Below are 11784 nucleotides of genomic sequence, written 5' to 3' on the forward strand. Positions count from 1 at the left end.
AACACAAAAAAGCCCCGTCTTTGACAGACAGGGCTTTTGGTGGCTTGAGTTAGCTCAAGCGATTAGCGGATTTTTTTCCACTCGTTGCGTACCGCGGCTTTGGTGGCTGCTGGTAGTGGAACGTAGTCCAATGAACGCGCTAGGTTGTCGCCATTGGTGAATGCCCAATCAAAGAATTTGATGGCTTCTTGGGTTTTAGCACCGCCGCCAGTACGTGGTACAAGGATGTAAGTTGCGGTAGAGATTGGCCACGCGTTAGCCGCTGGCATGTTGGTGATTGACACCGCAAAGCCAGGATAACGTGCCCAGTTGATGTTACCTGCCGCTGCAAACGTTGAGTCATCAGGCTGGATGAAGCGACCAGCGCGGTTTTGTAGCTGGGTGTGCGCTAGACGGTTTTGCTTGGCGTAAGCATATTCAACGTAACCGATTGAGTTGGCGACGCGTTGCACGTTGCTTGACACACCTTCGTTACCTTTACCGCCGACGCTTGAGTTGGCATTTGGCCACTTAACGGTTTTGTCTGCGCCCACTGATGATTTCCAATCACTAGACACTTGGCTTAGGTAAGTGGTGAAAACGTGGGTAGTACCTGAACCGTCTGAACGATTGACTGTGGTAATTTTGGCAGCAGGCAAGTTTAGACCGGGGTTGATTGCCTTGATACGCGCGTCATCCCACTGGGTAATTTTACCCATGTAGATATCCGCCAAGATAGGGCCTGTCAATTTTAATTGACCAGGTGCAACGCCTGCGATGTTCACCACAGGTACCACACCACCGATGACCGCTGGGAATTGTACCAAGTTGCTTTCGTTTAATTGCGCAGGTGTCATTGGCGCGTCAGTAGCACCAAAATCAACAGTTTTGGCTTGGATTTGCTTGATACCACCTGATGAACCGATACCTTGGTAGTTCACTTGGTTGCCAGTGCTGCGCTGATATTCAGCGGCCCATTTTGAGTACACAGGTTGTGGGAACGTCGCGCCTGCACCTGTTACAGTGGCTGCCATGCTTTGGCTGCCAACCGTTGCAAGCACGAGGCCTGCCAAAATGTGAGATAGCTTCATGGTGATTCCTTATTAAGACTACAGTGAGGCTTAAAGAATTAAGCAGGTTAAAGTGGGTGAGTGAGAATCAGGCTAGATGACCTAACAGGATCACAAGTAAAACCACCATCGCAGCGTCCTTGGGCACACTAACCACTAAAAAGCGTTACTACAAACACCACGCTAAGATTGGCGGTATTGTACGCCGCAAAGATGTCAAATATATGACAAATGAATTTTTATTTTTCGCTAATTTTTGGCCAATAAAACGCTAGCATTAACATCAATTTGTCACAATTTTGTGCTAGGTTAGCGCTTGGTTTTATCACCCGTTGCCAGCATTTAGCATGTACCAAGCGCTAGTTTTACAAAATATTATACAGCGTTTGGTTGCACTGACCTGCCAAAGTATCGAGGATTTATAGATTTTGGCAAATTTTAGATGAAATAAGGGACAAATTATGCGTTTAATCGGCGAACATATTTCAAAGCAGTTTGACCAAGATTTACAAGATTTATTAACCCTGTTTTTAAAAATGGGCGGCATGGCAGAGCAAAATCTTATCAGTGCCTTGCAAGCCCTGAACGGGCGCAACCGTGAACTTGCCGATGCTGTGATTGACAGCGATCGCGTACTCAATGCCAACGAAAAACAGCTGGATGAAGATGTGGTGACGATTTTGGCACGCCGCCAGCCTGTTGCAACGGACTTGCGCTTAATTATGGCCATCAGCAAAGCCAGTGCCGATATCGAACGTATCGGCGATGAAGCCAAACGCGTGGCAAAAACTGCGCGGCACACTTACCAAGGCGAACAAGCGCCGATTGGCTACCCAGAAGCTGAGGTGATGGGCAAATTTGTCCAAACCATGCTCAAAAACGCGCTAGAATCGTTTGCAACCTTTGAAGTTGAGCAGGCTTATCAAGTGGTTGAGCAAGCCCGCCAAATCGATAGTATGTATAAATCCGCCTCGCGCGCGCTGATGACGTATGTCATGGAAGATCCGCGCCAAGTGTCGCAAGTGGTAGATGGTTTGTGGGTTTTGCGCGCGCTTGAGCGTTCAGCCGCCCACGCGCTTAATATCGCTGAGCAGTTGATTTTTTGTATCACAGGTGAAGACGTGCGCTATCCAAAATCAACTCCTGATATGGTCACGCCAACAGGGCTTGAGGCACAAAATACCGATATCACCACCCCACAAAATGGCGATGACAACGCCTAAGCGAGGCTGCCAAAGCTCAGTGAGGTTGGTGTGAGTTGATTTTAAACCCTGTATCGTGTTAGCGTTGGTGGTTGCCATCAACGCTTTTTGGCATGCCTTAGGGCAAGTGATGACAGGCTTAGCGATAACCCTAACCGATAGGATAATTGTATGCGTGATGACAAATCATTGCTGATTTTTGATTTAGATGGTACGTTGATTGACAGCGTGCCCGACCTTGCCGCGGCGGTCAATGCCACGTTGGTGGATTTGGGGCGCGCACCGTTTGATGAGACCACGATTCGTAACTGGGTGGGCAATGGCGCGACAATGTTGGTGGCGCGTGCGTTATCGGGTGCGATGACGGTGGATGACACGCTGCCTGATACCGCCTTACAAGACGCGTTGGCGCGTTTTTTTGACCACTATCGTGCGCATACCTGTGAGCGTACGCAAGCCTATGCTGGCGTTAGCGAGGGGTTGCAAGCCCTAAAACATGCAGGCTATACCTTGAGCATGGTGACCAACAAGCCGTTTGAGTTTATCGCGCCGATTGTACAAGCTATGGGTTGGCAGGGTATATTTGCCGTGACGTTAGGCGGTGATAGCCTGCCAACCAAAAAACCTGACCCTGCGCCCCTGCTACACGTCTGCCAACAGCTGGGTATCGCGTCCAAACATGCCTACATGATTGGCGACTCCAAAAATGATATCTTGGCAGGTAAACAGGCGCATATCGACACGCTAGGGCTAAGTTATGGCTACAACTATGGGCAAGATATCCGCACCCAGCAGCCAACGGCAGCGTTTGACAGCTTTGGTGAATTGGTTGCGTTTTTGCTTTGATGGCTGCCGTTGTGCCATATTGGTGGCAAATCACGGTTTAAAATCCGCGCGCTTGCCCCCATTAGGTTATATTGCCTGTTAAATCAAGCCTGTTTACCAACGTTTTTTAGCCAGAGACTGCCGCCATGCCAAAGCCGCCCAAGGTCAAAATCAAGGTGCTAAAACTTGATGAGCTCAATTCGGTCGCCGCGCGCCTACGCAAAATCGCCCGCTTTCAGCTCACAGGGACGCTGTTGTGTTTGTTGGCGGCGATGTACTATACCGAGCAAGGCAGCCAACTGCTGCCCAAAGTGTTTGGCGCGGTGGCGTTCTTGACCTTAATAATTGGCGCGCTTAGTTTTCGTACCCGCAACAAGGTGCTGCGGCTGATTGCGCTCATCAAACAAAGCCAGCGTAAACCTTAAACCCAAACCAGCCCGAACATGGCAGCCGCGTATGCAAGAGTTTAACTACCAGCTGGATTACGCCAACTTGGATTTGCGCAAACACCCCGAACTGTACCGCGTGGGGCGTGGTGAGCAAGGCGTGTTGTTGGTTGAGCCCTACAAATCCGAGATTTTGCCGCATTGGCGGTTTGCCACGCCCGATATCGCACAAGCGAGCAGCCAAGCGATTTATGCCATGTTTTTGGATTATTTGGCGCAAGGCGATTTTGTCGGGGCAGATATGGCGCGTAAATTCATCCAAATGGGCTATACACGCGCGCGACGCTATGCCAATCACAAGGGCGGCAAAAAATACGATGGCGCAGTGCCTGCTGACAAAAAAGGGCAAAGCGGTGCTCATGGACGCGCTACCCTGCCCCAGCAGCCACAAGACAGCGAGGCAGCGCAAATCAAAGCCGAGGCGGCGCAAATTTTTAAAACCGTCTGGGATGACTGCCGCGCAAATGTCGATTATCAGCGTCTGCGCAAGCAGCACAAGGCGCGTTATGAGCACAGCGACCAATACGCCGACCTACCCCAAGACTGGTTCATCAAAGCCGCACCCAAAACCGCCCCATCCCAAAAATAATCCTGCCTCACAACCTGTTACGCGTTTGCCAGTTGTGAACGATAGCCCAATGCTTCGGTCAAATGTGGCGTGTCAATCGCCGCGCTACCTGTCAAATCAGCAATCGTACGCGCCACACGCAGCACACGATGATAACCACGCGCCGACAAATTCAGCCGTTGTTGCGCCATTGCCATGACGCGTGCTTGCGCCTCACCCAAGGCGGCAAACTGATCCAGCTCGCTTGGCGTGAGGTCGCTATTGGGCTTGCCTTGACGCGCTTGCTGACGCTGATAAGCGGCCAACACGCGCGCGCGCACTTGTGCCGAAGGCTCACCCGATTGGGCGTTTTGCAAATCACTGGCAGGCAATGCAGGTACGGTTAGGTGAATATCAATGCGGTCAAGCAGCGGCCCGGACAGCTTGTCTTGATAGCGTCGAATCTGCTCAGGGCGGCACTGGCAACGCCCCGATTGGTCACCGTAATATCCGCAGGGGCAAGGATTCATCGCAGCAATCAGCTGAAACTTGGCAGGAAAATCCACTTGTGAATTGGCGCGGCTGATGGTGATTTTTTTGCTCTCAATCGGTTGGCGCAAAACTTCCAAGACCTTGCGGTCAAATTCGGCGATTTCATCCAAGAACAACACACCTTGATTGGCCAACGTGATTTCACCAGGGCGCGGCGATGAGCCACCACCCACCAATGCCACCGCCGAGGTGGTGTGATGAATTTGGCGAAAAGGGCGCGTGCCATACGCATAATCGGCATTGGCAATCGAATAAATACTCGCCACTTCCAACGCTTCATCATCGCTAAGCGGCGGCAGAATCGTCGGTAAGCGCGATGCCAACAACGTCTTGCCCGTACCCGGCGCACCGCAAAATAACAACGAATGCCCACCTGCTGCGGCAATTTCCAGTGCGCGTCGTGCTTGCTGCTGCCCTTTGACATCCGCCAAATCAACGCTGTAATGATTGACTTGGTAGCGCGCCCGATGCGCCGTGGGCGTGATTGGGATATCACCTTGCAGATGCTGACACACGGTTTTAAGATGGTCAGCAGGTAGCACACTTACGCTATCGACTTGGGCGGCTTCTTGCGCGTTGTCTTGTGGTAGCACAAGACAACGCGGCTGACCGCTCTCGCCTTTGATGGCGCGTGCCACCGCCAGCGCGCCTGTTATCGGGCGCAATTCGCCATTGAGCGCCAACTCGCCGATGAATTCATAGCCCGATAGCTGACTGTCATCAAGCTGCCCACTGGCCGCCAAAATACCAATCGCAATCGGCAAATCCAATCGCGCCCCGTCTTTGGGCAAATCGGCAGGCGCAAGGTTGATGGTCAAGCGACGGTTGGGAAAACTAAAGCCTGCATTGATAATCGCTGAGCGCACTCGGTCTTTGCTCTCACGCACCGCCGCTTCGGGCAAGCCGACGATGGTGACCGCAGGCAAGCCTTGCGACAGATGCACCTCAACCATCACACTGGGCGCGTTGAGCCCCACCACCGAGCGAGTATAGACTTGGGCAAATGACATAAGGTTTTGTATTCCAATAATATTGTTAAGTCGCTAGCCGTATTGATGTCCTACCCTCTCTAGATTTAAAGGGAGGAAATCGCTTATACCAGACGGTCAAGCCCGACCGTTAGGATTGTCCTATTTTATTAATAGTTTAATTAAATATTATTTTAACAACAGACACAAGCCAACCTAAGTTTGTGTTTGCTAAATCTTGCCCGTTAGGTTAATGCAAACTTATCACTTAATCTTAACCGAACGATTTTTGTAAGACATTGTATAGCGTGCAACGAGTCTAGCAGCACGGATAATATTCAACAAATTTTTGTGGCTGGCTTGGGTTTAACACTGGGGTTTTTGTTGTGATAACAGTGGTATAATAGCAAAATCATTTTGCCCATAATAGGCGTTATTTTTTAATTTTTTGCTGCAATTTTATCATGAATCAACGACCAACCAAACCCGATAGCGCACCGCTTGCCGCCGATGAGCAGCCGTTTTTTAGCCGCCCAGCTGATATCACTATCAACCCATACGCCGATGAACGCGCCGACGCTTACACGCCTGTGTATGATGCAGCGATGATCGCCAAATATGACCGCACAGGGCCGCGCTACACGTCATATCCAACTGCGCTGGAGTTTAAGCCCATCGCTGATGAGACCGAGGCGCAACTATTGGCACAACAAGACCCCAACACGCCGCTGTCGTTGTATATTCACGTGCCATTTTGTCGGCATTTGTGCTATTACTGCGCGTGTAACAAAATCATCACCAAGAAAAACAGCGACGCTGGCGACTATATGGCGTACGTCGAGCGCGAGGTGCGCCACAAACGCAGCTTGCTTAAAGGCGACCCGATTGTCGAGCAGGTGCATTTTGGCGGTGGTACACCAACATTTTTAAGCGATGATGCGCTGGTGAGTTTTTGGCAATTTTTGCAACGTCAATTTCGCTTTAGTGACAAGCCGACGGCAGATTTTAGCATTGAGATTGACCCGCGTGAACTACGCGATACCACGCTATCGACGCTGCGCGCACTGGGTTTTAATCGGCTAAGTTTTGGTGTGCAGGATTTAAACCTTGATGTGCAGCTTGCCGTCAATCGCCACCAGCCGCTGGCGATGATTGAAGGTGTTATGCAGCAGGCGCGCGCGCTGGGTTTTACGTCCATCAACATCGATTTGATGTACGGCTTGCCGCACCAGACGGTGGCAAGCTTGCAGGACACCATCGCGCAAATTATCGCGCTGTCGCCCGATCGTTTGTCGGTGTTTAATTACGCCCATCTGCCTGACCGCTTTGCCAGTCAGCGGCGAATTGATGATGCTGCGCTACCAAGTGCAGCCGATAAGCTGACGATGTTTGCCAATACCATCGCGCAACTGACGGCAGCAGGTTATCAGTACATTGGCATTGACCACTTTGCTAAGCCCGATGATGCGCTTGCCATCGCCCAACGTGCAGGCAAGCTGCGGCGCAATTTTCAGGGCTACACGACGCACGGCGATTGCGATTTGTTGGGCTTTGGTGTGTCGGCAATTAGCCAACTGGGTGCAGACTATTTGCAAAATGCCAGCGATTTGACCGCCTATGAGCAGGCGATTCATGAACATCGCTTGCCTGCCGTCAAGCACATTCACGCGCGCTTGCCCGATTTGCTGCGTCGCTATGTCATCATGCAGTTGTTATGCCATCGTTATGTGGATTTTAAAGATATCAATGTGCGCTTTAGCGTTGATGCGGTGACGTATTTTATTGATGAAATTCAGCAGCTTGCGCCGATGCAAGCTGATAAGCTGATTGATATGGATGCCAAAGGCATTCGGATTTTACCCAAAGGGCAACTGCTGGCGCGTCATGTGGCGATGGTATTTGACCAATATTTAAACCACGCCAATACAGGGCGTTTTAGCCGCGTGATTTAATCAGGCGGCGTTGTCAGTGAATTAAAAATATATGTTTATCAATCATTTACCTGCGCCTGTGTTGTTGGCGATTGCGATTATTACCGAGGTGTTTGCCTCAACGTGCTTGGCAAAATCCGATGGGTTTACGCGCCTGTTGCCAACACTGGCAAGCTTGGTGGGCTATGCGGTGGCGTTTTATTGTTTGTCGCAAGTGGTCAAAAGCATACCGCTTGGTATCGTGTATGCAATCTGGTCAGGGGTTGGGATTGTGCTGACCGCGCTGATTGGCTGGCTGTGGCTGGGCAATCGGTTGGATTTACCCGCCATTGTTGGCATGGCATTGATTATCGCAGGTGTGGTGGTGATTAATTTGTGGTCAAAGGCAGGCAGCTAATACGCTGTGAGAGTGATTTAGCGTGCGTAAATTTAGCCGTTGCCTCGCCACATGGTCACCATCGCCAGCCTACCAAACCACTGTTTGGTTTTTTGACTTGCTAAACGCACGCAAACGGATATACACGGTTTTTTTGACCGTTGCCACGGTGTGGCCTGCGGTATCGGTGATGGTCACATTATAGTCGCGAAACACCGCCCGTCCATCGCTGGCAAGCGCGCGTACTTGGGCGATTTCTTCGTCGGTTAAATGAAACTCAGCATACACACGGCTTTTGCCTGCTTTGACAAAATCAATGCACGCCGCTTTGTCCCACACCACATAATCATCACCGAGCGCGTCCATCAACAAAAACATCATGAATGGGTCAGTCATCGAATACAAACTGCCGCCAAACTGAGTGCCGACGATGTTTTTGTTGAGCGGTGATAGCGGCATACTGACGCGGATGCGACGCTGGGCAAAGTCCATGGCATCAACATGCACACGCGCACCCAAATAGGGCGGATACAAGCTGAGCAGTTTTGCCAGTAGTTCGGGGTGCTGCGTGACGCTCAAGCGGCGCTTGAGCTGTTGCTGAACGGTGTTGAGGATACTGGAAATTGGCATATGACATCCTTGTCAAATAACGGTTGATGGGTGGTTACTGCGGGTTTTTAATACCAAGCACGTCCTGCATATCATACATGCCGTGTTGCTGGGCAGCGACCCAAACGGCAGCCCGTACCGCGCCTGCGGCAAACGTCATACGGTCTCGCGCGTGGTGGCGGATTTCGACCATCTCGCCATCGGCGATAAACATCACGCTGTGATCGCCAACGATTTCACCACCGCGTACGGCATGGATACCTATGCTACCTTGGGTGCGCTCGCCTGTCTGACCGCTGCGCCCGTATATCGCCACATTATTGAGGTTTTGCCCGCGTGCGTCTGCCACCGCTTGCGCCATCATGTACGCTGTGCCCGATGGCGCGTCGATTTTGTGCTTGTGGTGTGCTTCAATGATTTCCACATCTGCCTCATCACCAAATGCCTGCGCTGCCAGTTTAAGTAGCTGCAATGTCAGATTCACGCCTGTTGAGTAGTTGCCTGCATACACCATGGCGATGTGCTTACTGGCATCTTGCAATATCGCATTTTGTGCGTCATCCAGCCCCGTTGTACCCACCACCAGATTCACGCCGTGCGCTTGGCACAGTTTGGCGTTATCCACCGTGGCTTGTGGATGGCTAAAGTCAATCAGTACATCAAGCTGGTCGATGACTTGGTGCAAATCATCACACAGTGCCACGCCCATGGCAGGCAAATTCACCAGTTCACCTGCGTCTACCCCAAGTAGGCTTGAGCCTGCGCGCTCAATGGCGGCAACCAAATTGGCGTCGGGGTGCTCAGCGACGGCTTGAATCAACATCCGCCCCATGCGCCCACCTGCACCGCTAATACCGATATTTGTCATGTTTTAACCTTATTTTTCTCAACGCACCTTATTGCATTGTGGTTAATCTGCATTGTAGCCAAAAAGCTGCCACTGCGTCATCAATTATTATAAAAAATTGTGGCAATAAAAAAGCAAATTGTTCCACGTGAAACAATTTGCCTTTAAAACCTCAATCGGTTTAGTCAAACAAGTCTTTGACATCGTCTTTTAAGCGGTTAAAAAACGACTTTTTCTGCGGTGAATGCTGATGCTCGCCCATCGAGTCTTGCAGCTGGCGCAACAAGTCTTTTTGCTGGCTGTTTAGATTGGTTGGGGTCTCAACAATCACACGGCATAGCAGATCACCGCGCATGGTGGTGCGAATCGGTGTGATACCTTTGCCTTTGATACGAAATATTTTGTGGCTTTGAGTGCCCTCTGGGATACGCAAATTCACGCGCCCCTCAAGGGTTGGCACTTCAATCTCACGCCCCAACGCGGCATCGGCAAAGCTGACGGGCACATCCATGTACAAATCCGCGCCTTCACGGGTAAAGGTGGCGTGAGGCAATACGCGGATTTCTACATATAAATCACCGCTTTCACCGCCTGCAATGGCCTCACCCTCGCCCGATAAACGCACGCGGTCGCCTGTGTCCACGCCAGCAGGAATGGTGACTTCCAACGTGCGTGATTTTTCTTGCACGCCTGTACCATGGCAAACGTCACACGGATTTTTGATTTCTTTGCCTGTGCCATGGCAGGTTGGGCAGGTCTGCTGCACGGCAAAAAAACCTTGCTGCATACGTACCACGCCATGCCCGCCACACGTCGAACAGGTGGCGATATCGCTGCTATTTTTCGCCCCTTTACCGTCACAGGCCTCACACGGTGCAGGCGCGGTATAGGTGATTTCTTTTTTAGTGCCTGCGACGGCTTCTTCTAACGTCAAATCCAGCATATAGCGCAAGTCTGACCCACGTCGCTGACGGCTTGCACCGCCACGCGCCCCACCAAAGATATCGCCGAAAATATCTTGAAAACCGCCGCCTGCGCGTCCGCCAAACAAGTCACCAAAAATGTCTTGGAAGTTGCCCGAAAAGCCACCACCGCCCATGCCGTTTTCAAACGCGGCGTGTCCCATGCGGTCATACGCTGCGCGCTTGTTGCTGTCGCTTAGCACCTCGTACGCCAACGCGGCTTCTTTGAATTTTTCTTCGGCTTCTGCGTCATCGGGGTTGCGGTCGGGGTGGTATTTCATCGCAAGCTTGCGGTAAGCGCGTTTGATTTCGGTTTCGTCCGCGGTGCGGGCCACGCCCAATACTTCGTAAAAATCTCGCTTTGACATCGTTATTCCTCGCCTACAGGCAACACGGTCGTGCCTGCGTGTGGTTTGTTTGACGCATTGGCATGGGTCATGCCGCGTCAAAATAAAAATTTGGCTAAAATATGGGCTTTAGTGGCGATTAATAACGATTTATCAAGGTTTATGGTAAATTTTTGTAATTCTCGTCTATAGCGCTTTCTGCAATGGTTAGCTAAAAAAAGGTTTCACGTGAAACCTTTTAGGTAATCCATATCCGACTAAAACTGTTCAATTTCAGCTTGGGTCAAAAAGCGGCTGTCACCTTTGTCCAAGCCATCAAGTGTGATGCGACCGATACGGGCGCGGTGTAGCGCGATGACTTTATTGCCAAAATATGCCATCATACGCTTGACTTGGTGGTATTTGCCTTCCGTCAAAACCAAGGTGGCATGGGTCGGGTCGGTAAAGCTTAGCTGTGCAGGTTTGGTTTTATCGCGCTCACCTTCTAGCATAACGCCTTTGGCCAGTGCGTCGATGGCATAGGCTTGCTGCGTGCTGTCCATCGGCTCGGCAAGGGTCAGCTCGTAAGTCTTAGCAACGTGGTGCTTAGGACTGGTCACGCGATGCAAAAATGTACCGTCATCGGACAACAGCAGCGCGCCTGTGGTGTCCACATCCAGCCTGCCTGCCATGCGCAACGCTTGAACTTCGGGTACGTCAATCAGCTCAGTGACAATCGGGTAGTCTTTGGGTTTGAGCGTGCATTCAAAGCCTTCAGGCTTGTAGAGCAAAATATAGCGGTTGCCTGTCGCGACCGATAAGGGCTCGCCAAACCAGTCGATTTCATCATTGACTTCATCAATGTGTACGCTACCATCGCGTACGATCGCACCATTGACGCTGATTTCATCGTTGTGCAAAATCCGCTTGCAGTCTTTGCGCGATAGTTGGGTGGCTTTGCTTAAAAATTTGTCTAAACGCATGGGTATTAAAATCGGTTAAGGTTTTGTCAAACAGTGTAGCACACTTTGGCAAAAAATTTTGTGTGGGGCGTACGTGGGTCAAAATTTGGCCTAAGTATCGGCATTTGATAGCAGTAAAGCCCAGTCACAAGGGCTGGGCTTTGGCAATTGATGAGCCAGTT

12 protein-coding genes are annotated in these 11784 nt (G+C 51.0%); 6 read left to right on the forward strand and 6 right to left on the reverse strand.

Translation table 11 applies throughout. The features are described 5' to 3' along the window. Positions 1-62: 62 nt before the first annotated feature. The gene (pstS, locus tag AC5L4R_RS03240) at positions 63-1070 is read right to left on the reverse strand and encodes a phosphate ABC transporter substrate-binding protein PstS (protein ID WP_494472641.1); all 1008 of its coding nucleotides are present in this window, start codon (positions 1068-1070) and stop codon (positions 63-65) included. Positions 1071-1510: 440 nt separating this feature from the next. On the opposite strand from pstS, the gene phoU reads away from it, so the two are divergent. From phoU to AC5L4R_RS03260, 4 genes are all read left to right on the forward strand, one after another. Then, a complete protein-coding gene (gene phoU, locus AC5L4R_RS03245) occupies positions 1511-2272 on the forward strand; it encodes a phosphate signaling complex protein PhoU (protein ID WP_494472642.1) in 762 nt (253 codons plus the stop codon). Positions 2273-2422: 150 nt separating this feature from the next. Continuing rightward, complete coding sequence (locus tag AC5L4R_RS03250) at positions 2423-3097, forward strand: phosphoglycolate phosphatase (protein ID WP_494472643.1); 675 nt, start codon at positions 2423-2425, stop codon at positions 3095-3097. A 125-nt stretch (positions 3098-3222) separates the two neighbouring features. Continuing rightward, a complete protein-coding gene (locus tag AC5L4R_RS03255; protein WP_494472644.1) occupies positions 3223-3501 on the forward strand; it encodes a hypothetical protein in 279 nt (92 codons plus the stop codon). A gap of 31 nt (positions 3502-3532) precedes the next feature. Continuing rightward, the gene (locus AC5L4R_RS03260) at positions 3533-4111 is read left to right on the forward strand and encodes a DUF4385 domain-containing protein (RefSeq protein ID WP_494472645.1); all 579 of its coding nucleotides are present in this window, start codon (positions 3533-3535) and stop codon (positions 4109-4111) included. Between the two features lie 17 nt (positions 4112-4128). On the opposite strand, the gene AC5L4R_RS03265 is transcribed toward AC5L4R_RS03260, so the two are convergent. Next, entirely contained in the window at positions 4129-5631 is a 1503-nt protein-coding gene (locus AC5L4R_RS03265; RefSeq protein WP_494472646.1) for a YifB family Mg chelatase-like AAA ATPase, read from the reverse strand. 422 nt (positions 5632-6053) lie between these two features. Between AC5L4R_RS03265 and hemN the strand changes: the two genes are divergently transcribed. Together hemN and AC5L4R_RS03275 are read left to right on the forward strand one after the other, a co-directional pair. Further along, positions 6054-7541 (forward strand): oxygen-independent coproporphyrinogen III oxidase, encoded by a 1488-nt coding sequence (gene hemN / locus AC5L4R_RS03270; protein ID WP_494472647.1) that lies wholly within the window; start codon positions 6054-6056, stop codon positions 7539-7541. Positions 7542-7572: 31 nt separating this feature from the next. Continuing rightward, on the forward strand, positions 7573-7917 hold the full coding sequence (locus AC5L4R_RS03275; protein WP_494472648.1) for a DMT family transporter: 345 nt from the start codon (positions 7573-7575) through the stop codon (positions 7915-7917). A 69-nt stretch (positions 7918-7986) separates the two neighbouring features. Here the strand turns inward: AC5L4R_RS03275 and AC5L4R_RS03280 are convergent, their stop codons facing one another. From AC5L4R_RS03280 to AC5L4R_RS03295, 4 genes are all read right to left on the reverse strand, one after another. After that, positions 7987-8526, reverse strand: a complete 540-nt coding sequence (locus AC5L4R_RS03280) for a DUF4442 domain-containing protein (protein WP_494472649.1) — start codon at positions 8524-8526, stop codon at positions 7987-7989. 34 nt (positions 8527-8560) lie between these two features. Next, positions 8561-9373: a 4-hydroxy-tetrahydrodipicolinate reductase gene (gene dapB, locus AC5L4R_RS03285; protein ID WP_494472650.1), complete on the reverse strand. Its 813-nt coding sequence runs from the start codon at positions 9371-9373 to the stop codon at positions 8561-8563. Between the two features lie 160 nt (positions 9374-9533). Continuing rightward, the gene (dnaJ, locus tag AC5L4R_RS03290) at positions 9534-10682 is read right to left on the reverse strand and encodes a molecular chaperone DnaJ (RefSeq protein WP_494472651.1); all 1149 of its coding nucleotides are present in this window, start codon (positions 10680-10682) and stop codon (positions 9534-9536) included. 236 nt (positions 10683-10918) lie between these two features. Beyond that, positions 10919-11623, reverse strand: coding sequence for a pseudouridine synthase (locus tag AC5L4R_RS03295; RefSeq protein WP_494472652.1), 705 nt, complete (start codon positions 11621-11623; stop codon positions 10919-10921). Positions 11624-11784: the final 161 nt, after the last annotated feature.

The sequence above is a fragment of the Faucicola sp. SE7633 genome, assembly GCF_059264685.1.

Bases quoted from the DNA above. Each gene is read 5' to 3' on its own strand.
- pstS (WP_494472641.1), bottom strand. From the start codon at position 1,070: ATGAAGCTATCTCACATTTTGGCAGGCCTCGTGCTTGCAACGGTTGGC.
- phoU (WP_494472642.1), top strand. From the start codon at position 1,511: ATGCGTTTAATCGGCGAACATATTTCAAAGCAGTTTGACCAAGATTTA.
- AC5L4R_RS03250 (WP_494472643.1), top strand. From the start codon at position 2,423: ATGCGTGATGACAAATCATTGCTGATTTTTGATTTAGATGGTACGTTG.
- AC5L4R_RS03255 (WP_494472644.1), top strand. From the start codon at position 3,223: ATGCCAAAGCCGCCCAAGGTCAAAATCAAGGTGCTAAAACTTGATGAG.
- AC5L4R_RS03260 (WP_494472645.1), top strand. From the start codon at position 3,533: ATGCAAGAGTTTAACTACCAGCTGGATTACGCCAACTTGGATTTGCGC.
- AC5L4R_RS03265 (WP_494472646.1), bottom strand. From the start codon at position 5,631: ATGTCATTTGCCCAAGTCTATACTCGCTCGGTGGTGGGGCTCAACGCG.
- hemN (WP_494472647.1), top strand. From the start codon at position 6,054: ATGAATCAACGACCAACCAAACCCGATAGCGCACCGCTTGCCGCCGAT.
- AC5L4R_RS03275 (WP_494472648.1), top strand. From the start codon at position 7,573: ATGTTTATCAATCATTTACCTGCGCCTGTGTTGTTGGCGATTGCGATT.
- AC5L4R_RS03280 (WP_494472649.1), bottom strand. From the start codon at position 8,526: ATGCCAATTTCCAGTATCCTCAACACCGTTCAGCAACAGCTCAAGCGC.
- dapB (WP_494472650.1), bottom strand. From the start codon at position 9,373: ATGACAAATATCGGTATTAGCGGTGCAGGTGGGCGCATGGGGCGGATG.
- dnaJ (WP_494472651.1), bottom strand. From the start codon at position 10,682: ATGTCAAAGCGAGATTTTTACGAAGTATTGGGCGTGGCCCGCACCGCG.
- AC5L4R_RS03295 (WP_494472652.1), bottom strand. From the start codon at position 11,623: ATGCGTTTAGACAAATTTTTAAGCAAAGCCACCCAACTATCGCGCAAA.